At 72.3% G+C, this 23,030-nt stretch carries 18 protein-coding genes; 5 read left to right on the forward strand and 13 right to left on the reverse strand.

Annotated features, from left to right (window positions below; genetic code table 11):
- Positions 1-14: 14 nt before the first annotated feature.
- A complete protein-coding gene (locus ACZ3ZE_RS32570; RefSeq protein ID WP_467261666.1) occupies positions 15-935 on the forward strand; it encodes a lytic polysaccharide monooxygenase auxiliary activity family 9 protein in 921 nt (306 codons plus the stop codon).
- Here the strand turns inward: ACZ3ZE_RS32570 and ACZ3ZE_RS32575 are convergent.
- The 3 genes from ACZ3ZE_RS32575 to ACZ3ZE_RS32585 form a co-directional block, all read right to left on the reverse strand.
- Positions 932-1,810: an esterase/lipase family protein gene (locus ACZ3ZE_RS32575; protein ID WP_361170028.1), complete on the reverse strand. Its 879-nt coding sequence runs from the start codon at positions 1,808-1,810 to the stop codon at positions 932-934. The two genes, ACZ3ZE_RS32570 and ACZ3ZE_RS32575, sit on opposite strands and share 4 nt — an antisense overlap.
- 173 nt (positions 1,811-1,983) lie before the next feature.
- Complete coding sequence (locus ACZ3ZE_RS32580) at positions 1,984-2,943, reverse strand: DNA polymerase Y family protein (RefSeq protein WP_361170266.1); 960 nt, start codon at positions 2,941-2,943, stop codon at positions 1,984-1,986.
- Positions 2,940-6,434: a DNA polymerase III subunit alpha gene (locus ACZ3ZE_RS32585; RefSeq protein ID WP_467261668.1), complete on the reverse strand. Its 3,495-nt coding sequence runs from the start codon at positions 6,432-6,434 to the stop codon at positions 2,940-2,942. Before ACZ3ZE_RS32585 ends, ACZ3ZE_RS32580 begins: the two co-directional genes overlap by 4 nt.
- A gap of 141 nt (positions 6,435-6,575) precedes the next feature.
- Here ACZ3ZE_RS32585 and ACZ3ZE_RS32590 point away from each other — a divergent pair, with 141 nt between their 5' ends.
- The gene (locus tag ACZ3ZE_RS32590; RefSeq protein WP_361170034.1) at positions 6,576-7,619 is read left to right on the forward strand and encodes a DUF3533 domain-containing protein; all 1,044 of its coding nucleotides are present in this window, start codon (positions 6,576-6,578) and stop codon (positions 7,617-7,619) included.
- Between the two features lie 77 nt (positions 7,620-7,696).
- Here the strand turns inward: ACZ3ZE_RS32590 and adhE are convergent, their stop codons facing one another.
- The 9 genes from adhE to ACZ3ZE_RS32635 all read right to left on the reverse strand — a co-directional run bounded on the left by adhE (position 7,697) and on the right by ACZ3ZE_RS32635 (position 19,115).
- Positions 7,697-10,291 carry a bifunctional acetaldehyde-CoA/alcohol dehydrogenase gene (gene adhE, locus ACZ3ZE_RS32595; RefSeq protein ID WP_361623205.1) on the reverse strand — a complete coding sequence of 865 codons (2,595 nt, stop codon included), beginning with the start codon at positions 10,289-10,291 and terminating at the stop codon, positions 7,697-7,699.
- A gap of 214 nt (positions 10,292-10,505) precedes the next feature.
- Complete coding sequence (locus tag ACZ3ZE_RS32600) at positions 10,506-11,405, reverse strand: S1 family peptidase (RefSeq protein WP_467261670.1); 900 nt, start codon at positions 11,403-11,405, stop codon at positions 10,506-10,508.
- Between the two features lie 172 nt (positions 11,406-11,577).
- Positions 11,578-12,444: a S1 family peptidase gene (locus ACZ3ZE_RS32605; RefSeq protein ID WP_467261672.1), complete on the reverse strand. Its 867-nt coding sequence runs from the start codon at positions 12,442-12,444 to the stop codon at positions 11,578-11,580.
- 250 nt (positions 12,445-12,694) lie between these two features.
- Positions 12,695-13,483, reverse strand: a complete 789-nt coding sequence (locus ACZ3ZE_RS32610) for a DUF1684 domain-containing protein (protein ID WP_361623196.1) — start codon at positions 13,481-13,483, stop codon at positions 12,695-12,697.
- Positions 13,484-13,507: 24 nt separating this feature from the next.
- A complete protein-coding gene (locus tag ACZ3ZE_RS32615; protein ID WP_361170049.1) occupies positions 13,508-14,491 on the reverse strand; it encodes an ABC transporter substrate-binding protein in 984 nt (327 codons plus the stop codon).
- A gap of 99 nt (positions 14,492-14,590) precedes the next feature.
- The gene (locus ACZ3ZE_RS32620; protein WP_363292095.1) at positions 14,591-15,391 is read right to left on the reverse strand and encodes an amino acid ABC transporter ATP-binding protein; all 801 of its coding nucleotides are present in this window, start codon (positions 15,389-15,391) and stop codon (positions 14,591-14,593) included.
- Positions 15,388-16,284, reverse strand: coding sequence for an amino acid ABC transporter permease (locus ACZ3ZE_RS32625; RefSeq protein ID WP_361170054.1), 897 nt, complete (start codon positions 16,282-16,284; stop codon positions 15,388-15,390). The genes ACZ3ZE_RS32620 and ACZ3ZE_RS32625 overlap by 4 nt, the downstream gene beginning before the upstream one ends.
- Before the next feature lie 132 nt (positions 16,285-16,416).
- The gene (locus ACZ3ZE_RS32630) at positions 16,417-18,267 is read right to left on the reverse strand and encodes an FAD/NAD(P)-binding protein (RefSeq protein WP_361170057.1); all 1,851 of its coding nucleotides are present in this window, start codon (positions 18,265-18,267) and stop codon (positions 16,417-16,419) included.
- Positions 18,264-19,115, reverse strand: a complete 852-nt coding sequence (locus ACZ3ZE_RS32635; RefSeq protein WP_361170060.1) for an amino acid ABC transporter permease — start codon at positions 19,113-19,115, stop codon at positions 18,264-18,266. Before ACZ3ZE_RS32635 ends, ACZ3ZE_RS32630 begins: the two co-directional genes overlap by 4 nt.
- A 415-nt stretch (positions 19,116-19,530) precedes the next feature.
- Here ACZ3ZE_RS32635 and ACZ3ZE_RS32640 point away from each other — a divergent pair, with 415 nt between their 5' ends.
- Both ACZ3ZE_RS32640 and ACZ3ZE_RS32645 read left to right on the forward strand, forming a co-directional pair.
- Positions 19,531-20,010: a GNAT family N-acetyltransferase gene (locus ACZ3ZE_RS32640; protein WP_361170063.1), complete on the forward strand. Its 480-nt coding sequence runs from the start codon at positions 19,531-19,533 to the stop codon at positions 20,008-20,010.
- On the forward strand, positions 20,007-20,990 hold the full coding sequence (locus ACZ3ZE_RS32645) for an ABC transporter substrate-binding protein (protein ID WP_361170066.1): 984 nt from the start codon (positions 20,007-20,009) through the stop codon (positions 20,988-20,990). The genes ACZ3ZE_RS32640 and ACZ3ZE_RS32645 overlap by 4 nt, the downstream gene beginning before the upstream one ends.
- Positions 20,991-21,047: 57 nt before the next feature.
- Here ACZ3ZE_RS32645 and ACZ3ZE_RS32650 read toward each other — a convergent pair whose 3' ends face one another.
- Positions 21,048-22,298 (reverse strand): DUF5685 family protein, encoded by a 1,251-nt coding sequence (locus ACZ3ZE_RS32650; RefSeq protein ID WP_442305051.1) that lies wholly within the window; start codon positions 22,296-22,298, stop codon positions 21,048-21,050.
- Between the two features lie 287 nt (positions 22,299-22,585).
- On the opposite strand from ACZ3ZE_RS32650, the gene ACZ3ZE_RS32655 reads away from it, so the two are divergent.
- A complete protein-coding gene (locus ACZ3ZE_RS32655) occupies positions 22,586-23,023 on the forward strand; it encodes a cell division protein SepF (RefSeq protein ID WP_361170072.1) in 438 nt (145 codons plus the stop codon).
- The last annotated feature ends 7 nt before the right edge of the window (positions 23,024-23,030 follow it).

Below are 23,030 nucleotides of genomic sequence, written 5' to 3' on the forward strand. Positions count from 1 at the left end.
AGGAGTTGTCCCCCATGACCTCTCTCCGTACGGCCGTCGCCCCGGTCGTCACCGCCTCCGCCGTTCTGGTGCTGGCCGGGATCGGATCCGCGCCCGCTTTCGCGCACGGGTCGATGACCGATCCGGTGAGCCGGGTCGCGGCCTGTTACGCGGAGGGGCCGGAGAGCCCCACGTCGGCGGCGTGCAAGGCGGCGGTGGCGGCCGGGGGAACGCAGCCGTTGTACGACTGGAACGGGGTGAACATCGGGGACGCGGGCGGGCGGAGCCGGGAGATCATTCCGGACGGGAAGCTGTGCAGCGCCGGGAACGACAAGTACCGGGGGCTCGACCTCGCGCGGGCGGACTGGCCGGCGAGCCGGATGTCGGCCGGTGAGCACACGTTCCGGTACAAGGGGACCGCCCCGCACAAGGGGTCGTTCGCGCTGTACGTGACGAAGGACGGGTACGACCCGGCCAAGCCGCTGAAGTGGTCCGACCTGGAGGCGAAGCCGTTCGCCACGGTGACCGATCCCGGGATGAGCAACGGCGACTACGTGTTCAAGGGGACGGTGCCGAAGAAGTCCGGGCGGCACCTCATCTACTCGATCTGGCAGCGGTCCGACTCCCCCGAGGCGTTCTACACCTGCTCGGACGTCGTGTTCGGGGCCGATTCGACCTCGCCGGGGTCGACGGGGTCGCCCGCGCCGACCGCCGAAGCGCCCACCGACGCGCCCCCGACGGCGGGGCACTCCGAGCACGCCGGGCACGGTGGGCACGGTGGGCACGGTGGGCAGACCACCGCGCCCGCCTCTCACGCGCCCGCCTCCGGCGGAGAGGAGCTGGCCGAGACCGGGGGCGACGCCGCCACGTCGTATCTGGCGATGGGCGGCGCCGCCGTCCTGGGGCTCGGGGCGGCCGTGCTGTTCGCCACGGCCCGGCGTCGGTCGGCCCGTTAGCCGAGCACGGAGAGGCAGGTGGTCGGGGTCGCGTGGGACGGGTCGAGGGCGTTGTTCACCTCGTGGAAGACGACCCGGTCCACCGTCCCGATCGCCACGTGCTCCGACAGGTCGAGGGCGCACAGGTTCTGGAGCACGATGTTGTCGACGTCCGGCCCGTCGAGGAAGCCGGAGCGGTACGGGGTGACGACCTCGTCGTACTGGGTGGCGATGACCGTGTACTTCACGCCGGGCACGGTGTCGCCGCCCGCGTTCAGCTTGGTGAGGAGCGCGGAGCCGGCGATCTGGTCGGCGAGTCCCGGGGTCGACGCCGACAGCAGGTCCTCGGCGCCCGGGAAGTACGGCAGGAGTTTGGTGAGGCCGTTGAGCGTCGTGCCGTGGTTGTCGGGGGCGATGCCGACGAGCGCGTTGACCTTCGCCGCGCCGCCGAGGAACTTCAGGTAGTAGCGGGGCATCATGCCGCCCTGCGAGTGCCCGACGAGGTCCGCCTTCTGGGCGCCGGTGGCGGCGAGGACCCGGTCGACGTACGTGCCGAGCTGTGCGGCGGACTTGTCGACGGGGCCGAGGCCGTGGAAGAGCGGCACCCCGGGCAGCTGCCCGTAGTCGAGCGAGAAGACGCAGTAGCCGCGGTCGACCAGGTACGGCGCCAGGCCCAGCCAGTTGTCGACGGCGTTGCCGAAGGTGCCGTGGACGAGGACGACCGGGCGGGGGTGGGCGGCCGAGGGCTTGCAGGAGAAGTCGTTCCAGCCCCGGCTCGGGGCGGTGCCGGCCTGCGCGGCGGCGGTGGGGGCGAGGGTGGCGGCGGCGGTCAGCAGGAGCACGGCCAGCGCTCTGACGGCGTGCTTCCAGGGGGTCCGGGAGGTCCGGGGCAGCATCGGGCGATCTCCTTGCGGCTCAAGGGAAGGGGGATGCGGTACGCCCTGCGGTCCGGACCACAAGTGGGGATGCGCTTCCGTCAAGCTACGCACGGGTAGCGTCGACTGGGAAGTTACGCGTCGGTAAAAACTGGCGTGTCCCCGTCGGCCGCGCGGCGGGTGCCCCGGGGCCCTCAGGCCGCGAGCGAGCCGGGCAGCACCGCCCGTGGGCCGTACTTCGCCCGGGCCCGGTCGGCCACCGCCTCGATCCGGCGCGCCTTGTCGTCCGTCGGGTCGAAGGTCAGCTGGTGCGCGGCCCCTTCGGCCGGTTTCAGGCCCTCGGCGCGCAGGGCGATGCCCCGGACCCGGGCGCGCTGGAGGCCGAAGGAGGTGTGGACCGCATACGCGAGGGCGGTGAGTTCGGCCGAGTGCGCGGTGGGTTCGCGCAGGGTGCGGGTCCGGCCGGAGGTGCTGCGGTCGGCGTACCGCACGGTGACGGTCAGGGAGCGGCACACCTGGCCCTCCGTCCGCATCCGGGCGCCCAGTTCCTCGGTGAGCGAGAGCAGCGCCCTGCGTTGCTCGGCCGGGTCCAGTTCGTCGTGCGGGAAGGAGCGTTCGGCGGCGAGCGACCGGGAGAGCTCGCCGGGGACGACGGGGGTGCGGTCGATGCCCCGGGCCCGTTCCCACAGGTCGCGGCCGGTCTTGGCGCCGACGAGCCGCTGGAGCACGGCGAGCGGCGCGTCCGCGACCCGGCCGACCGAGTCGAGGCCGTAGCCGCAGAGGGTACGGGCGGTGGCGCGGCCGACGCCGTCGAGCGCGACGACCGGGCGGTCCCGCAGGAAGTCCGCCGGGTCGTCCACGACCAGGGTGACGCCGGGCCGGGCCTCGCGGGCGGCCATCCGGGCCAGCATCGGATTGGGTCCGGCGCCGATGACGCAGTCCACCCCGTACAGGGCGAGCGCCCTGACCCGGATCACCGAGGCGAGTTCGGCGGGGCTCCAGCCGAAGTAGCGCGGCGCGCCGCGCACGTCGGCGAGCGCCTCGCCGTGCGGGGCCGCCTCGACCACCGGGGTGAACTCCGCGAGGAGCGCGATGAGTTGAGGAAGCAGCACTTCCCGCATCGGTTCGAGCCGGAACCGTACGCAGAGGATCATCCGGCGCTCCCGGGGCTGCTGTGCCACAGTTTCCGCGCCGGGGTCGCGGCGCCCTCCCCGGCGGGCCGGAGGTCGGCCCAGGGGTTCATCTCGTAGCCGGTGGACAGCGTGATGCGGCGGCCGGTGTCCCCGTCGCCGGAGGGCTGTCGCGGCTGCTCGGACAGGCGTTCCCCGACGGCCGGGAGGCCGCCGCTCGCCCGCAGTTCGGCCAGTTCGGCGAGGTTCCAGGCGGCGGAGCCGACCACGCTGAGGCTGCGCGGGCCGCGTCGCTGCACCACGCCCCGGACGAGCAGCAGCCAGGAGTGGAAGACGGTGTGGGCGCAGCGTTCGTGGGAGTCGTCGAAGAAGGCGAGGTCGACGAGGCCGGTGCCGTCGTCGAGGGTGGTGAAGATGACGCGCTTACCGGAGCGGATCGGCGGGGTCTGGGTGGCGGCCTTGGCGCCGGCGACCAGGACGGTCTGTCCGTGCGGGGCGGAGCGCAGCCGCTGGGCGGAGACGACGCCGAGTTCGCGCAGGAAGGTCCGCTGGTCGTCCATGAGGTGGCGGGAGGTGTCCATGCCGAGGATGCCGAGTTCGGCGCTGAGGCGTTCGGACTCGTCGAGGTCGGGCAGGCCGACGGGGGCGGTCCTGTTGCCCTGGGCGAGCGGGAGTTGGCCGCCGTAGGAGGCGGTTCCGCGGTGGAGGCGGTGGAGTTCGGTGAGGTGGAGGAGCAGGTCGCGGCGGTTGGCGCCGAAGGCGTCGAGCGCGCCGACCTGGGCGAGGCGTTCGGCGACGGGTTTGCGCGGGCGGGCCCGTTCCCAGAAGTCGAGCAGGGAGGTGTAGGGGCGGCCGGTCTCGATGCGGGTGCCCTCGGCCTCGCTGATGCCGTGGACGTCGGTGAGGCCGAGCCGGAGGCCCCACACCGCCGGGCTCTCGGACACCAGTTCGATACGGTGGGCGACCGCGGACCGGTTCACGTCCAGCGGCAGCACGGGCACCCCGCGCCGCCGGGCGTCCGCGAGCAGCAGCCGCTTCGGGTACATGCCGGGGTCGTGGGTGAGCAGCCCGGCGTAGAAGGCGGCCGGGTGGTGGGCCTTGAGCCAGGCCGACTGGTAGGTCGGCACGGCGAAGGCCACCGCGTGCGCCTTGCAGAAGCCGTACGAGCCGAAGGCCTCGACGATCTCCCAGGTGCGGGCGACCACCTCGGGGGCGTACCCCCGGCGCCCGGCCCGCTCGGCGAACCAGATCCTGATCCGCCCCTGCGACTCGGCGTCGGAGAGCCCGCGGCGCACCTGGTCGGCCTCGTCGCGGCCGCAGCCGGTCATGATGCTCACGATCTCGATGATCTGCTCGTGGAAGACGACGACGCCGTAGGTCTCCTTCAGCGTCCCCTCCAGGTCGGGGTGGGGGTAGCGGACGGGCGCGCGGCCGTGCCGGGCCTCGATGAAGGGGCGGACCATGTCGGCGGCGACCGGGCCCGGCCGGAAGAGCGAGATGTCGACGACGAGGTCGTGGAAGGTCTCCGGCTGGAGTCGGCCCACCAGGTCGCGCTGGCCGGGCGATTCGATCTGGAAGCAGCCCAGGGTCTCGGTGGAACGGATGAGCCGGTACGTGTCGGGGTCGCCGGGCGGGACGGCGTCGAGGTCCGGGCGGGTGCCGGTGGCGCGCCCGACCTCGGCGACGGCGTGCGCCATCGCGGACTGCATCCGCACCCCGAGGACGTCGAGTTTGAGCAGGCCGAGGTCCTCCACGTCCTCCTTGTCGAACTGGGCCATGGGCATGGGGGAACCTCCCGTGCCCTCAAGACCGGCGGGGATCTCGCCGCTGGTGGGGACGACGGGGGTACGGGTGAGCAGCGAGGCGTCGGAGAGGAGCACCCCGCAGGGGTGCATGGCGATGCCGCGGGGCAGCGCGTCGAGCGCCTCGACCAGCGCCCAGAACCGTTCGCGGCCCCGGAGTTCGGCCTTGAGCTCGCGCAGTTCGGGCAGTTCGTCCAGGGCGGTGCGGGCGTCCCGGGCACGGATGTGCGGGAAGGCCTTGGCGATCCGGTCGATGTCGGCCGGGTCCATGGACAGGGCGGCGCCCACGTCCCGTACCGCGTGGCGGACCCGGTAGGTCTCGGGCATGGCGACGGCGGCGACCCGTTCGGCGCCGAAGCGGTCGAGGATCGCCCGGTAGACCTCCAGGCGGCGGGCGGACTCCACGTCGATGTCGATGTCGGGCAGTGCGGTGCGGCGTTTGGAGAGGAAGCGTTCCATCAGCAGGCCGTGCTCGACCGGGTCGGCGTGGGCGATGCCGAGGAGGTGGTTGACGAGGGAGCCGGCGCCGGAGCCGCGGGCGGCCACCCGGATGCCCCTCCCCCGGACGTCGTCGACGACCTGGGCGACCGTCAGGAAGTAGCTGGCGAAGCCGTGGTGGGCGATGACGTCGAGCTCCTGGTGCATCCGCTCCCAGTAGCGGGGCCGTTTCTCGTACCCCTTCAGGACCATGCCGGCGGCGGCCCGGGAGGCGAGCACGCGCTGGGCGGTGCGGTGGGCGGCGCCGACGAGCCGCGGCTCGGGGAAGTGGGCGGAACCCATGCCGAGGTCGTCCTCGGGATCGACCAGGCAGGCGGCGGCGACGGCCGCGGTGTGGTCCAGGAGCCGGTGCGCGGCCTCGCGGCGGAAGCCGGCGGCCTCGACGGTCCGCTCGGCGGCGGCCCGCATGGCGTCGGCGTCCTTGAGCCAGGCCTCCCCGCCGTCGAGCCCGGCGCCGCGGGGGTCGACGGGGACGAGCCGGCGGGCGGAGTCGAGAACGTCGGCGACCGGCCCCTGGCCGGGGTCGGCGTAGCGGACCTCGTTGCCGAGCACGGGCCGGACGCCCTGCTCGGCGGCGAAGCCGAGGGTACGGGCGGCGAGCCGCAGCGAGCCGGGTCCGGTGCCGGGGAGCCCGTGCGGGACGACCTCCAGGCGCAGGGCGTCCCCGTACCGCTCGCGCCAGGGCGCGAGCAGCCGGGCGGCCCGGTCGGGGCGGCCGGCGACGAGGGCACGCCCGACGTCGGAGGCGGGCCCGAGCAGCACGAAGAGCCCGTCGCCGGCGCCCGGGGGTCCGGCGGCGGTCCAGGGCAGCACCGGCTGCCCCTCTCCCGGCCGGGCGTGGGCGGCCGTGACGAGGGCGCAGAGTTCGGCCCAGCCGGCGCGGGAGCGGGCGAGGAAGACGGCGCGGGGCGCGGACTCGTCGACGAAGGCTCCGCCCCGTACGGGCACGCGCCGTGCGGAGGTGTGGGCGGGGGCGGTGGTGTCCGGCGGGCCGGGGGCCGGTTCGCAGGCCAGGTCCGCGCCGAACAGGGGGCGTACGCCGGCCTTCGCGCAGGCCTTGGCGAAGCGGACGACGCCGGCGACGGTGTCGCGGTCGGTCAGGGCGAGGGCGTCCATGCCCCGCTCCGCGGCGCGCTCGGCGAGGCGGGCGGGGTGGGAGGCGCCGTAGCGCAGGGAGAAGCCCGAGGCGGTGTGCAGATGCGTGAACCCCGGCATGCGCCACACCTCCGCATCGAATTCGTACGTACGTTCCCACCCCCTCGGTCTCAGCGTAGCTCATTTTCGAACGCCCGTACGATAACCCGTTCGGACCTGTCCCACCTGCGGTGACGCCCCGCTCCGTCGAGCCTGGGGGGCATGAGCCTCGTCGACGAACTGAAGAGCGCCGTCACCCCCCGAGCAGCCCTGCTGGTCGTCGGCGTCTTCGCCCTCCAGCTGCTGTTCATCGCCTCGTACGTCGGGGCCCTGCACGATCCCAAACCGAGGGACGTCCCCTTCGGCGTGGTCGCCCCGCAGCCCGCCACCGCCCCCCTGATGGGACGCCTGGAGCAACTGCCCGGCGATCCGCTCGACCCGCGGGCGGTCGCGAGCGCGGACGCGGCCCGGGACCAGATCCTCAACCGGGACATCGACGGGGCCCTGATCGTCGACCCGAGGGGCCGCACGGACACCCTGCTCGTCGCCTCCGGCGGCGGCACCGTGCTCTCCTCCACCCTGGAGAAGATGTTCACGGCCCTCGAAGCACCCCAGGGCCGCACGATCAGGACCGTCGACGTGGCCCCGGCCTCCCCCAAGGACTTCGACGGGCTCTCCGCCTTCTACCTGGTCGTCGGCTGGTGCGTCGGCGGCTACATCTGCGCCGCGATCCTGGCGATCAGCGCCGGTTCGCGGCCCGCCAACCTGGAGCGGGCGATCATCCGGCTCGGGGTGCTCGCGCTCTACTCGATCCTCGGCGGCCTCGGCGGCGCGGTCATCGTCGGCCCCATCCTGGACGCCCTGCCCGGCAGCGTCGCCGCCCTGTGGGGCCTGGGCGCCCTGGTGGTCTTCGCCGTCGGCGCGACCACGCTGGCCCTGCAGTCGGTCTTCGGGATCGTCGGCATCGGCCTGGCGATCCTGCTCATCGTGGTCGCGGGCAATCCCAGCGCGGGCGGCGCCTTCCCGCTGCCGATGCTGCCGCCGTTCTGGAACGCGATCGGCCCGGCCCTGCCACCGGGCGCGGGCACCTGGGTGGCCCGCTCGATCGCCTACTTCAAGGGCAACGACGTCACCGGCTCCCTGCTGATCCTCTCCTCCTGGGCGCTGGTCGGCTCGGTCGTCACGCTGGTGATGTCCACGCTGAAGCGCAAACCCGGGACGGAGCCGATCGCCGAGGAGGTCGACGGGCACGGGGTACGCCCGTAGGGCGCGTACGGCACGGACATACGGAAGGGTCCCCGGTCGTCACGACCGGGGGCCCTCCTCCCTGCGGGGACCTGGCACTACTTCCCGTAGTACGCCCGGGTCATCAGCGCCTTCATGTCGTCGATCATCGGCATCCGCGGGTTGGCGGGCGCGCACTGGTCGGCGTAGGCGTTCATCGCCTGCTGGGGCAGGGCCTCCAGGAAGGCCGCCTCGTCGACGCCCTCCTCCTGGAAGGAGGCCGGGATGCCGCACTTCGCGCGCAGCTCCTCGACCGCGCGGGCGTAGGACTCCACGCCCTCCTCCGGGGTCGCGGCCGGCAGGCCGAGCATCCGGGCGATCTCCTGGAACCGCTCCGGGGCGCGGTAGACCTCCGCCTTCGGCCACGGCACGGCCTTGTGGGTGACGGTGCCGTTGTACCGGATCACGTGCGGCAGCAGCAGGGCGTTGGTGCGCCCGTGGGCCACGTGGAAGGTGTTGCCGAGGGTGTGGGCCATGGCGTGCACCAGACCGAGGAAGGCGTTGGCGAAGGCCATGCCGGCGATGGTGGACGCGTTGTGCATCTTCTCGCGGGCCTCGGGCGCCTTGCCGCCCTCCGTCACGCAGGTCTCCAGGTTCTCGAAGATCAGCTTGATCGCCTGGAGGCACTGGCCGTCGGTGAAGTCGTTGGCGTAGGCCGAGACGTACGCCTCGGTGGCGTGGGTCAGGGCGTCGAAACCGGAGTCGGCGGTCACCGTCGGCGGGAGGTTCAGCGGCAGCACCGGGTCGACGATGGCCACGTCCGGGGTGAGCGCGTAGTCGGCGAGCGGGTACTTCTGCGCCGCCTCGGGGTCGGAGATGACCGCGAACGGGGTGACCTCGCTGCCCGTGCCCGAGGTGGTCGGGACGGCGACCAGCTTCGCCTTCTCGCCCAGCTTCGGGAAGCGGTAGGCGCGCTTGCGGATGTCGAAGAACTTCTCCTTGGTGTCCGCGAACTCGACCTCGGGCCGCTCGTACATCAGCCACATGATCTTCGCCGCGTCCATCGGCGAGCCGCCGCCGAGGGCCACGATGGTGTCCGGCCCGAAGTCCCGCATGGCGGCGGCGCCGGCCCGGACGGTGGCGAGCTCCGGGTTGGGCTCGACGTTGTCGATGACCTGGATCGTCACCGGCTCGGCGCGCCCGTTGAGGATGTCGGTGACCTTCTGGACGAAGCCGATGGCGCCCATGGTCTTGTCGGTCACGAGGGTGACCCGGCGGACGTCCTCCATCTCGCCGAGGTAGCGGATGGCGTTGCGCTCGAAGTAGATCTTCGGCGGGATCTTGTACCACTGCATGTTGGTGTTGCGCCGTCCGATCCGCTTGACGTTGATCAGGTTGACCGCGGTGACGTTGTTGGAGACCGAGTTGTGTCCGTAGGAGCCGCAGCCGAGGGTGAGCGAGGGGAGGAAGGCGTTGTAGACGTCGCCGATGCCGCCGAAGGTGGAGGGGGCGTTGACGATGACCCGGATCGCCTTGACGCGCTTGCCGAACTCCTCGGCCAGCGCCTCGTCCTCGGTGTGGATGGCGGCGCTGTGCCCGAGGCCGTGGAACTCGACCATGCGGGCGGCCAGGTCGAGGCCGTGCTCGGTGGAGTCGGCCTTGAGGGCGGCCAGGACCGGGGAGAGCTTCTCGCGGGTGAGGGGCTCGCTCTCGCCGACCTCGGCGCACTCGGCGAGGAGGATGGAGGTGCCCTCGGGGACCTCGAAGCCGGCCTGCTCGGCGATCCACCGCGGGGACTTGCCGACGACCGCCGCGTTGAGCTTGGCACCGCCGCAGTTGGTGGCGTAGGCGGTGGTGCCGAAGACGTACTCCTCCAGCTTGGTCTTCTCGGCGGCGGTGACGACGTAGGCGCCGAGCCGCTCGAACTCGGCGATGCCCTGCTCGTACACCTCCCGGTCGAGGACGACGGCCTGCTCGGAGGCGCAGATCATGCCGTTGTCGAAGGCCTTGGAGAGCACGATGTCGTGGATCGCGCGCTGCAGCTTGGCGTCCTTGGCGACGTAGGCGGGCACGTTGCCGGCGCCGACGCCGAGGGCGGGCTTGCCGCACGAGTAGGCGGCCCTGACCATCGCGTTGCCGCCGGTGGCGAGGATGGTGGAGACGCCCTCGTGGTTCATCAGCTCACCGGTGGCCGCCATGGACGGCTCCTCGATCCACTGCACGCAGTCGGCGGGCGCGCCGGCCGCGACGGCGGCGTCGCGGACGATCCGGGCGGCCTCGGCCGAGCAGTTCTGCGCCGAGGGGTGGAAGGCGAAGACGATGGGGTTACGGGTCTTCAGCGCGATCAGCGCCTTGAAGATCGTGGTCGAGGTCGGGTTGGTGACGGGGGTCATCGCGCAGACGACGCCGACGGGTTCGGCGATCTCGGTGATGCCGTTCAGCTCGTCGCGGCGGATGACACCGGCGGTCTTCAGCCCGGCCATCGAGTGGGTGACGTGCTCGCAGGCGAAGAGGTTCTTGACGGCCTTGTCCTCGAAGAGGCCGCGGCCGGTCTCCTCGACGGCGAGCCGGGCGAGTTCGCCGTGCGCGCCGAGGGCGGCGAGCGAAGCCTTCTTCACGATGTGGTCGACCTGCTCCTGGTCGAGGGTCTCGAACCGGTCGAGGGCGGCGAGAGCCGCCTGGACGAGTCCGTCCACCATCTCCTTGGCCTCCATGGCAGGCACTCCTTCTTGGTCCCGTGCTTTTTCTTCACCTCCCATTGGACACCTGTTGACCTGCGAAAAGAGCGGATGAAAGACCCCTGGGACGGGGTCGGAAGTCCTTTTGTGAATGGATTCACAAGATCTTGGAAGGGGGGTGCCCCCGACGCGTCCGCCGAGGGCACCACAAGGACCGCCAGGGCCCGGAAGGACCCAAGGACCCGGGGGCCTAGAAGACGCTGACCCCGTACGCGCTCAGCGCCTCGGTCACCGGCTGGAAGAACGTGGTGCCGCCGGAGGTGCAGTCGCCGCTGCCGCCCGAGGTGAGGCCGATGGCGCGGCTGCCGGAGTAGAGCGGACCTCCGGAGTCGCCGGGCTCGGCGCAGACATTGGTCTGGATCATGCCGTAGACGATGTCGCCGCCGCCGTAGTTCACGGTGGCGTTGAGACCGGTGACGGTGCCGCTGTGGATGCCGGTGGTGGAGCCGCGGCGGGTGACGGACATGCCGACCGTGGCGTTGGCGGCGCTGGTGATGTCGACGCTGCCGACCGTCCCGGACTTGGTCACCGAGGTGTTGGTGTAGCGCACGATCCCGTAGTCGTTGGTCGGGAAGCTGGACCCGGCCGTGCTGCCGAGGACGGTGGTGTGCGCGGAGTTGGACCACCAGGTGCTCGCGCCGTCGGTGCAGTGGCCGGCGGTGAGGAAGTAGTAGTTGCCCGCGCTGTCCTTGACGTTGAAGCCGAGCGAGCAGCGCCAGCTGCTCGCGTAGATGGCGTCGCCGCCGGAGATCAGCTTGTTGAACTTCCCCGCGGTGCGCTCGATGCGCAGCGCGCCCGCGTTGGTGCCGGCCTGGCGCTTGATCTTGGCTATGTCGGCCTGCGAGACGGTGGAGTCGACGGTGACGAGCACCGACTTCGTGGCCGGGTCGACGCGCCAGGCGGTGCCCGCGACGTCGGCCGCGAGGACGGCGTCGCCCGCGGCGGTGAGCTGGGTGGCGCTGAAGGTGCCCGCCGAGGCGGCGGAGTCGGCGTTCGCGGCGGGGACGGCGAACGCCGCGGCGGCGGCGAGGCCGGTCGCGACGGCGAGCATCCGGATGTTTCGCGTGGGGGTGGTGCGCTTGATCCTCACTTTTCGTTCCTCCAGAGGGGAATCGGGGGCCCGCAGTGGGGTGTCGGACCCGTGAGGCGCGGCCCAGGGCCGGCGCTGTGGGGGAGTCTCGGGCCGTACGGCTTCACGCCGCAAGGGCGTCTTTCGGCCGTGAAGCCCTCAACTACCTTGTGCGGTACGGCAGTTGCGAGACTCAGTAGAGGCTCACCTTGTACTTGGCGAGCGCCTCGGGCACCGGCTGGAAGAAGGTGGTCCCGCCCGACCGGCAGTCGCCGCTGCCGCCGGAGGTGATGCCGAGCGCCTTGCCGCCGTCGTAGAGCGGGCCGCCGGAGTCGCCGGGCTCGGCACAGACGTCGGTCTGGATCAGACCGCGCACGGTGCCGCCGCCGGAGTAGCGGACGGTGGCGTTGAGTCCGGTGACGGTGCCGCCGTGGGTGCCGGTGGTGGAGCCGGTGCGCTTGACGGACTCGCCCACATAGGCGTCAGCCGCGCTGTAGCCGCCGGAGTGGCTGAGCGAGGTGTTGTCGTAGCGGACCAGGGCGAAGTCGTCGCCGGGGAAGCTGGACCCGACGGTGGCGCCGATCTGCGTGGACTGCGCCGAGTTGGTGTACCAGGTGTTCGCGACGTTGCCGCAGTGCCCGGCGGTGAGGAAGTAGTACGTGCCGCCGCTGACCACGTTGAACCCGAGCGAGCAGCGGTAGCCGCCGCCGTAGACGGCGTCGCCCGCGCCGAGCAGGGGCTTGAAGACCCCGGGAGCGCGCTCGAAGCGCAGCGCTCCGGCGTCGGCCCCGGCGGCGCCGCGGATCTTCGCGAGGCCGGCCTCGGAGACGGTCGAGTCGGCGGTGACGACGAGCCGGCCCGTGGCCTGGTCGACGTACCAGGCGGTGCCGCCGACATCGGCCTTCAGCACGGCGGCGTCGGCGCGGGCGAGGGCCGCCGCACCGGCCGGACCGGGGGCGGGCGCGGCCTGCGCGCCGGGCAGGGCGAGGGCGGTGACGGCGGCGAGGGCCGCGGTGAGGGTGAACAGTCGGCGGGGGGTGACGCGCGGGGATGTCCTCACTGGTCTCCTTCGGGAGAGCGGGAGGACCCGGGGGTGTCGGGCCCTGAAGCCATGACTGGTGACGTGTCCCTGTCATGTCTCGCCAGTGATGGTGGCCGCACCTGATCCTCCGCACAAGACCGCGCACAAGACCGCGCACAAGTCCGCGCACAGGACCTCGTACGCGGAAGGGCGGCACCCGGCGCGAACGCCCCGGGTGCCGCCCTTCCGGCCCGGCTCGACCTTCGGTCTATCCTCGGTCGGCCCGCGATCAGCCCTCGATCAGCCGCCGCTCCCCCGCCTCGACCGCCGTGTCCAGCGTGTTCCCGGGCGGCGGGAAGGGGCAGATGAAGTGCGCGGCGAACGCGCACGGCGGCAGCAGCGCCCGGTTGAGGTCCACCGTCACCGAGCCGTCCGCCGCCGGGGCCGGCGGCCGCAGGAAGCGGAAGCGGTAGCTGCCCCGCCCGCTGCTGGCGTCCGCGAAGACCGCCCAGAGCGTGCCGTCCTCCTCCACGGCCACCTGGAGGCTGTGCTCGGCTCCGTGCAGGTCGAAGACCAGCTCGCCGGCGAGACCGAGCCCGCGCTCCTTGCCGTCCGCGTTCTCCACCCGTACATGACGGTCCTCGGTGTACGGGCGGAACACGCCCGGCCGTACCCATGCCTCGTCGTACGGGGTGGCCTCGATGCCCCGGAACGCGCGCCGCGCCTCCGACGCGGGGTCGAAGTCCCGTACCGCCCACTCCCCTTCGCGGCGCAGCACGACGAGCCGCCGGCCTGCCGACTCGGCCCGGGACTCGTGGATCGGGCCGTGGTCGGCGGTGAGCCGGACGCTGCCGATCAGCGGCTTGTCGTCCACCGTGACCGCGTCCTCGGCGCCGGCGGTCAGGACCACCTCGTCGCCCTCCACCCGCCACTCACCGGGAACGGCCGGAATTCGCCCCTCCGGGAAGTCCGACAGCCAGTACGTACCCGTCAGCGAGAGCGGCCCGTAGGTCGAGGCGACCGCCGCCTCGCGCCGCTCGTGCCAGTCCTGCCAGTCCTGCGATGCATCCGTGCTCATGGTGGGAAACCTTTCCATACCGGGTCAGTTCTTGGTCCGGGGCAGGCCGGGCGGGTTGATCTCCGAGGCGGACACGGCCTCGCTGCTCAGCCCCCAGCGCTCCAGGACCTGCGCGTAGGTGCCGTTCTGGATGACGTGGTCCAGGGCGGCGGCGTAGGCGGCGACGAGGCCGCTGTCCTTCTTGGTGGTGGCGGCGATCTTGCCCTGGAGGCCTGCGCCGGCACCGGAGAACTTGCCGACGATCTCGGTCTGTCCGGCGGCGGCCACGTGGTACGCGGCGCTCGGGTTGGGCCCGAGGTAGGCGTCGATGCGGCCGGACTGGAGCGCCAGGTAGTAGTCGGAGACGTTCTGGAAGTACTTGATGTCGACCGGCTTGCGGCCCGCCTTCTCGTTCTCCGCGCTCCAGTCGACCAGGATCTTCTCCTGGTTGGTGCCGGAGCCGACCGCGATGGACTTGCCCGCCACGTCGGCCGGGCCCTTCACCTTCCAGCCGCTGCCCTTCTTCGCCTCGAAGGCCAGGTCGTCCAGGCGGTAGGTGGCGAAGTCGTACTTGTCCTTGCGCTCCTCGGTCACGGTGACATTGGAGAAGACGCCGTCGAACTTGCCGCTGTCCAGGCCGACGAAGAGGTTCTCCCAGGAGACGGCGTCGAACTCGGGCTTCACGCCGAGGGTGTCGGCGACCAGGGTGGCGATGTCGAGCTCGACGCCGATGAGCGTTCTGTCGTCGGTGGCGTAGAAGCCGAGCGGCGGCGCGCTGCCGGTGGAGACGCCCAGCGAGAGCGTGCCGCGCTTGCGCACGGCCTCGGGCAGCTTGGCGGCGATGGTGTCGACCTTGGCGGTGTGGACGCGCTTCTGGTCCGGGCCGAGGTTGATCGAGCTGCCCGCACCCTTCTGGCCCTTGGGCGCGACCTGGTCGGTGGCGACGTCACTGGCACCGCAGGCGGTGAGCGAGGCGAGGGCGGTGAGCGAGGCGAGCGCGACGGCGAGCGGACGACGGCATACGGACATGACGGGACTCCTGGTGTCGAAGGAAGAGCAACGGAGGGGAGGGACGGGAAGGAGGAGAAGGAAGGGAAGGGGACAGAGGGGTCAGAGGGGAGAGAGGGGTCAGAGGACCTTGGAGAGGAAGGCGCGGGTGCGTTCGTGCCGGGGGTTCTCCAGCACCTCGGCCGGCGGGCCCTGTTCGACGATGCGGCCCTCGTCCATGAAGACGACCGTGTCGGCGACCTCGCGGGCGAAGCCGATCTCGTGGGTGACGACGATCATGGTGGTGCCGGAGGCGGCCAGGTCCTTGATGACGTCGAGCACCTCGCCGACCAGCTCGGGGTCGAGCGCGGAGGTCGGCTCGTCGAAGAGCAGCAGGCTCGGTTCGAGGGCGAGCGCGCGGGCGATGGCGACCCGCTGCTGCTGTCCGCCGGAGAGCTGCTTGGGGTAGGAGCGGGCCTTGTCGGCGAGCCCGACCCGTTCGAGCAGCGTCAGGGCCGCTGCCTCGGCGTCCTTGCGGGGGCGCTTGAGGGCGGAGACCGGCGCCTCGACGATGTTCTCCAGGACGGTGAGGTGCGGGAAGAGGTGGAAGTTCTGGAAGACGAAGCCGATCCGGGTGCGCTGCCTGAGGATCTCGCGCTCGCGCAGCTCGTACAGCTTGTCGCCGGAGCGGCGGTAGCCGACCAGGGTGCCGTCGACGCTGATGGAGCCGCTGTCGACCTTCTCCAGGTGGTTGATGGTCCGGAGCAGGGTGGACTTGCCGGAGCCCGAGGGGCCGAGGATGACGGTGACCTCGCCGGGGCGCACGTCGAGGTCGATGCCGCGCAGGACCTCCAGGGCTCCGAAGCTCTTTCGGACGGAGCGGATCCGGACCTTGTTCTCGGCGTGCTCGGGTACGGCGGTGTCGGGTGCGGCGGTGCTCATCGGGTGCTCCCCTTCGCGTAGTGACGTTCGACGTAGTGCTGGACGATGGAGAGCGCCGTGGTGAGCAGGATGTACCAGGCGGTGGCCACCATCAGGAGCGGGACGACCCGCCCGTTGCGGCCGTAGACGACCTGGACCTGGTAGAAGAGCTCGCCGATCGCCATCACGGAGACGATCGAGGTGCCCTTGAAGAGCGAGATGATCTCGTTGGCGGCGTTGGGCAGGATCGAGCGCATGGCCTGCGGCAGCACGATCCGGCGCAGTTGCCGCAGCCGCGGGATGCCGAGCGAGGCCGCCGCCTCCAGTTGGCCGCCGTCGACGGCGAGCACGCCGCCGCGGACGATCTCCGCCGCGTACGCCGCCTGGTGCAGCGCCAGGCCGAGGACGGCGGCGCTCATGGCGCCGACCAGGCCCATGGTGTCGAAGGAGAAGAGACTCGGCCCGAACGGGATGCCGAAGCTGAGCTCCTTGTAGAGGTAGGCCAGGTTGAACCAGAAGAGCAGCTGGACGATGAGCGGGATCGACCGGAAGGCCCAGATGTAGCCGAAGGCGACCGCCTTGAGGAAGGGGCTCGCGGACAGGCGCATGAAGGCGAGCACGATCCCGAGGGCGAAGCCGAGGGCGGTGCCGTAGAAGGTGAGCTGGAGGGTGACCCAGACGGCCTTGAGGATGGCGTCGGCGGTGAAGAAGCGGGCGAAGACGTCCCACTCCCAGCCGGGGTTGGTGATCAGGCCGTTGAGGAACTGGGCGAGGACGACGGCGGTGGCGACGACCGCGACCCAGCGCCAGGGGTGCCGTACGGGCACCACCTTGAGGACGGCGGGGTCCGCGGTGTCGGCCGCGGCGGCCGGTCGCGGGGGTACGTCGACCGGTGGATCACTGGTGAGAGACATGGGCGTACCTCGGTACGAGAGGAGGGCGGGAGGTTCCGGAGGGACGGACGGGGTCGGCGGGGCCGGCGGGACAGACAGGACAGACAGGCCTGACGGGGCTGACGGGGCGGACGGGGCGGACGGGGCCCGCGCTCAGCGCGCGGCCACCGCCTCGGGCTCCGGCCTCGGCGCGGGCGCCGCCTCGGCCGCCGTACAGGACAGGTCCCGCAGCAGCGCGAGCGCCGTCCGGGCGGTCCGGTCGTTCTGCCGGAAGGCGAAGCCCCCGGTGCGCGGCCGGGTGAAGGCGCCGCCCGCGCGGGCGGTGGTGTGCGGTCCGAGCGCGAAGTGCCGCGGGTGCGGGAGCCCGTCGCGTCCCAGGACCCGCCCGTCGTCCGGGTCGACGGCGAGCAGCCCGGCGTCGGTGGCGCGGGCGCCGGCCTCGTACAGGGCGCGCAGCAGCGGGCTGCCGGTGCGCTTCAGGGTGGGGTCGGGCAGCCGGGCCTCGACCAGGGCGCGGGCCTCGGTCCACTCCCCCGGCACGGTCGCGGAGGAGGCGCGGAAGACGCCCCGCTCCTCGTCGGTGTCGATGGTCACGTCCGCGCCGAGGAAGCGGACGAGTCCGGCGTCGGAGAGGGCGAGCAGCTGGCGCAGCCGGGGGCCGGGCGGGCCGGAGGCGAGGTAGCTGAAGAAGCCGTGCCACCAGTTGCCCGGGTCGCCGAGGTCGCCGAGGCGCAGCAGCTGCCCGTAGACGGAGAGTACGGCGCCGAAGACGGCCAGGTCGGGGCTGTGGGCGGGGTCGTGGCGGCGGTCGAGGTCGGCGGCTATGTAGCGGCGCAGTCCGTCCTGGAGGGCGTCGCCCGAGCTGTGCCGGACCCCGGCCAGCGGGTGGTCGAGGGCGTCCAGGTCGAGCCGGTCGGCGGGGTCGGGCACGGCGGCGGCGGCCAGCGTGTCGAGTGCGGGTGAGCCGGGGGCGGCGGCGGTGTACCGCTCCTCGAAGTCGGTCCAGGCGATGCCGGTCCGTTCGGGGTGCGCGGCGAACAGGCGGTGGTAGTGGGCCCAGCCGAGTTCCTTCGCGACGAGCGGCCAGACGTCCCGCCGGAAATCGAGGGGGCCGGGCCGGGCGAGCAGCGTGTCGACTTCGGCGGGGCCGAAGAAGCGGGGCAGCGGCGGCTGTTCGCCGTCGAGCTCGTAGCCGATCTTGGAGTGGTACGGGACGCCCCGCCGCGATCCGACGTGGAGCACCGGCTCGCGGCCGGAGGGGCGGTAGACGAGCCGGTCGCCCCGCTGCTCGTACGTTCCGCCGCGGCCCTCGGTGAGCAGCACCATGAGGTCGACGAAGGCGAGGCCGAAGCCGCGGACCAGGACGGGTTCGCCGGCGGGCAGGGCGGACAGGTCGGTGTCGGCGGTGAAGTCGGGCGGCAGGTGGACGAGGCCGTGGCGGGCGGCGAAGTCGCCGAGGGCGCGCTGGTGTTCGTCGGGGTGGGCGTCGAGGTGCCCGAGGGCGAGGACGACGAGGTCGGCGGTGAGCGGCACGGCGTGGCCGTCGAGCCAGACGCGCTGGCGCCCGTCGCGGGGTCCGGTGACGCGCAGCGCGGTGGTGGGGTGCTCGTGGACGGTGACGGAGGGCGGGAGCGCGGCGCGGGCCCGCTCGTAGACCCAGCGCAGGTAGGCGCCCTGCTGGGGGCGGCTGGGGAAGCTGCGGCCGTCGATGCCGGCCCATTCGGCGAGGGTGGGTCCGGGCCGTACGGGGCCGTCGAGGGTGACGGTCTCGTCGGTGAACATGGTGACGTCCTCGGCCTGGGAGTTCATCCAGAGCAGCGGGGACTGGGAGGTGCGCCAGATGCGGCCGCCGCCGGCCGGGTGCGGGTCGACGAGGTGCAGGTCGAGGGGGTGGTCCCCGTACAGCTCGGGCAGGTTGGCGGCGAGGCGTTCGAGGAAGCCGGTGCCGCGGGGCCCGGCGCCGACGACGACGAGCGAGCGGCGTCCGGTGTCCGGCCGGCTCATCGGGCACCCGCCGTCCCGCGGGCGTAGTGCCGCTCGACGTAGTGCTGTCCGACGCTGAGGACGGAGGTGACCAGGACGTACCAGAGGGTGGCGACCAGGAGCATCGGGATGACCTGGTAGGTGGCGTGGTAGACGAGCTGGACGGAGTAGAGCAGGTCCTGCACGGCGATGACGGAGACGATCGAGGTGCCCTTGAGGGTGCCGATGAGCATGTTCCCGGCGGGCGGGACGATGGCGCGCATGGCCTGCGGCAGCACGATCCGGGTGAGCCGGCGGGCGCGTCCGAGGCCGAGGGACTGGGCGGCCTCGATCTGGCCGCGGTCGACGGAGAGGATCCCGCCGCGGACGACCTCGGCGGCGTAGGCGGCCTCGTGGAGGGTGAGGCCGATGACGGCGACGGAGACGGGGCCGAGGAGGTTGACCGTGTGGACGCCGAGGATCGTCGGGTAGAGCACGCCGATGTTGAACCAGAACAGCAGCTGGACCAGGATCGGCGTGGACCGGAAGAACCAGACGTATCCCCAGCTCACCGCGCGGAGCACGGGGTTGTCCGAGAGCCGCATGACGGCGAGCAGGGTGCCGAGGACGAAGCCCAGGGCCATCACGAGGGCGGTGAGCCACAGGGTGAGGCCGAGTCCGCGCAGCACGGACGTGGAGGTGAAGTAGGCGCCGACCACGTCCCATTGGAAGGCGCGGTTGGTGGCGACGGAGACGAGGCCGAGCGCGACGAGGACGAGGACGGCCGCGGCGGCGGTCCACTGGCCGGTGCGGCGGGCGGGGACGATGCGGGGCGCCGGTTCGGTGTCGGGCGGGGCCGTGACGGGGGTTTTGGTGAGGATCGCGGACATGGCGAAGGCTCCGTGGATGCCAGAGACGGATCGAACACGGGAGTGCGCCTTCACGCGCGGTGAGCCACGGATCCAAGCCCCTCAGCAGGGTCCGCGTCCTCAACGTAGTCGGCGGGCACGGAGTGCTGTCAAGTCCGTCCGCACTGTGAGCTGTTCGTCTCATCACGGTTGACGGGGAAACGGATGCCTGTTCCACTTGGGCCATGTATTCGCAGCAGTGGCTGGTCACGCGCTCCCACATCGACTTCGGTCGCGTGTGGTCCTCTTCCTGTTGAGCCGACCCCCTGCTTCCTCCTGTCCGCGTGCTGTTCTCCCGCGGCGCCTTCACTTCCGCACGTCCGTGAGTGCCTGAGCTCGACTCCCCTCGTCCTGCCCCGCCTTTCGCCTTTTTCCCTACTTGTTCCGTAGGAAATCCATGACCTTCGCGCTGTCCGTGCACCGGACCACGACCACCGATCCCTTGGCACGCCCGCTGCTCGACGAGCTGGCGTACGAGTACACGACCCGGTACGGCTCCTCGGAGGACCTGCGCCGCTATCCGGCGGAGGAGTTCGCCCCGCCCCAGGGGGCGTTCCTGCTGCTCCTGGAGCAGGGGCGGCCCGTCGCGGGCGGCGCCTACCGCCGTTACGACGAGCACACCGCCGAGCTGAAGCGGATCTGGACCCACTCGGCGCACCGCAGGCGCGGTCTCGCCCGCCGGGTCCTGACCGTGCTCGAACGGGAGGCCGCCGACCGCGGCTACACCCGGATCTACCTGACCACCGGCCCGCGCCAGCCCGAGGCCAAGGGCCTCTACCTGGCGACCGGATACCGCCCGCTCTTCGACGTCGCCGCCGATCCCGAGTCGATCGGGCCGCTGCCGTTCGAGAAGTACCTGGAGACCCCGAAGCCATGAGCACCACGCGTACCCAGAGCACCACGCGCACGAAGCGCACCACCGCCCTGCTCGCCCTGACCGCCGCGGCGGGCCTGGCCCTCACGGCCTGCGCCGGCGGGGAACCGGTGGCGGCCCCCGCCGGCGCGACGGGGAAGGGGGGCGCGCAGGGCGCGCTCCCGAAGGAGGACGTGGTGACGGGGGTGAAGAAGAACGAGGCCGCGGCGAAGCTGCTGCCGGCCGATGTGAGACAGCGCGGCCGTCTGACCCTCGCCACCTCGGTGGGCACCCCACCCAGCTCGGCCTACCTGCCGGACGGGAAGACCGTCGCCGGCCTGGACGCCGACTTCGCGCAGGCCGTGGCGAAGGCGCTCGGCCTGGAGGTGCGGACCGAGGTCGCCGGCTTCGAGGTCATCCTGCCGGCGCTCGGCAGCGGCAAGTACGACATCGGCATGGGCAACTTCGGCGTGACGGAGGAGCGGCGCAAGACGATCGACTTCGTCACGTACATCAACGACGGGCAGGGCTTCGCGGCCCGCTCCGACTCGAAGCTGACGGACGTCACCGACCTCACGCAGCTCTGCGGCCTGAAGGTGGCCACCGGGGCGGGCACCACCTTCGAGCGGACCCTGGAGAAGAACAAGGAGCGGTGCGCGAAGGCCGGCAAGGAGCCGTACGAGGTGAACGTCTTCGCCGACACCTCCGCCGGCTGGCTGGCGCTCCAGCAGGGCCGCAGCGACGTGCTGATGAGCACCATCAACGGCATCCGGTACGCGGTGACCCAGCAGCCGGGCACGAAGTTCCTCAACGAGTACCGGCGCCTCGACGTCGGCTTCGCCTTCAAGAAGGGCTCGGCGCTCACGCCGGCCTTCCAGGCCGCGGTGAACGGCCTGAAGGCGGACGGGACCTACGACCGGATCCTGAAGAAGTGGGGCGTGTCCGCCTCGGGGATCGCCGAGTCGCGGATCTCCCCGCCGGAGATCCCGGCGCCGACGAAGTGACACCCGCCGCCGGGCCCCACCGCACCGGGGCCCGGCGGCCGGTCGGCCGACGCCCTGTCAGCAGTCGCAGGGGCAGCAGCAGTCGCAGCCGTCACAGCCCCCGCAGTCGCAGGAGCCGCAGTCGCAGCTGTGGCAGCAGCCCTCACGCTTCTTGCGGGACCAGGGGCCCTCGTACTTCTCCGCACAGCAGATCTGGCAGGTGCAGAACAGCCAGGTGAAGGCGGCGCACCCGGCGAGGAAGCCGCGCGGCTCGGGCTTGTGCGGCCCGCCGCCACCGCCACCGCCGCCAGGGAAGGGCGGCATGCCGCCCGGCCCGCCGGGGCCGCCCGGCTTGGCGAGCGGGTCGCCCGGTCCGTACGGGCCGGGCTGCGCGTACGGGTTCCCCGGCACCGGCCCGTACGGCTGCCCAGGCCCGTACGGCTGCCCCGACCCCGGCGCCCCGTGGGAGCAGCTCGTCGTGCCGAAGGCCCGGTCGACGGAGGTGCGCAGCTCGTGGGCGAGGAGGACGTGGGCGAGCCGCCCGTCGGCGAACTCGGCGTCCTTCAGCGCGAGCCGGATGCCGTGCAGCGCGTCGTCGGCGAGCCTGCGGGCCTCCTCGCGGGAGGTCCCGGTCGCGGTGAGCGGGTTCCAGGATCCGGCGGCGGCATCGGCGGCCTGGTCCTCGACGGCGTCGAGGAGGTGGGCGAGGCGCCCGAAGAGGCGCCCGGCCTCGGCGAGCGGCTCGGCGTTGCCGGGGCGGCCGGCGAGGACGGCGGTGTGCGCGAAGGCGGCGGCGGTCGCCGTCTCGGTGGGCTCGGTGACGACGAGCAGCGGGGTGCCGGGTCCGGCGAGCGCCTCGATGCCGGTCTGCCGGTCGACGGCGTCGACCAGGACGGCGGTGTCGAAGCCGAGTTCCCGGCCGGTGCGGGCGCCGGCCCGGTCCCAGGAGCGGGCGATGCGGCGGGCCGCGGCGGCGACCGGCCGGCGGGCCAACAGCCCGTCCCGGTCGGCGACGTGGTCGCGGACCTTGGCGGAGGCCAGTACGAGGGAGACGGCGGCGGCGAGCCGCGCTCCCTCGCCCCGGGCGACGGGCGCGGTCCGCATCGCGCGGAGCGCGCAGGGGCCCGCGGTGCGGCGGCCGGCCTCGGTGGCGCCGGTCTGAGCCTCCGTCAGCACCGAGACGATCAGGCCGTCGTAGTTGGTGACCACCCGGGCGAGCTGTCCGTGGTCGGCGCGAAGTGCCAGGCAGAGGCCGCAGAGATGGGCCATCCACTCGGTCTTGAGTCCCTCGGTGAGGCGATGGGTGCAGGGTCTGACGATTCCGAACAAGACATTCTCCCCCGTGGCTGCCGGGCGTGGCGGTTCACCCGTACGCCCCTGTCGTCACCCTTCCGGCCCGACATTCATATTTTAAGTTGCGCGCCGCCGCCCGCCCCCCAGTCACCCCCCGCATACCGCAAGATCCCTGACGAATCGCCAGTTTTCGAACCTCACGTTCTGCACCAGTACCGTCACGAATCCCCTGCGCGCCGACTATCCACTTGGCGCGCGATCCGCATCATGGACGACGATAGGGATTGCGGAACCACAAGTGACCGCGCTGAAAGGAGGCGTCCATGGGATCGGTGCGCAAGGCGAGTGCCTGGCTGGGACTCGTCGAGGACAACGACGAGCGTTACTACGACGACGAGTACGCCGACGGTGCCGAGAACGGCAGCGACGCCTGGGTGACGGACCCGCGGGTGCGGGTGGCGACCGACACGGCGCAGGACCACGGCCGTCGGATCGCCACCGTCTCCCCCGACGGGTTCCGGGACGCCCGGGGCATCGGCGAGCTGTTCCGGGACGGCGTCCCGGTGATCGTGAACCTGACCGCGATGGAGCCGAACGACGCCAAGCGCGTGGTCGACTTCGCCGCCGGTCTCGCCTTCGGCCTGCGCGGCTCGATCGAGCGGGTGGCCACCCGGGTCTTCCTGCTGACGCCGGCCGACACGCAGATCGTCAGCGGCGAGTCCGCGGGGCGGTCGCAGGACGGTTTCTTCAACCAGAGCTGACCCCCGC

It is taken from the genome of Streptomyces sp. NPDC023157, from assembly GCF_055560575.1.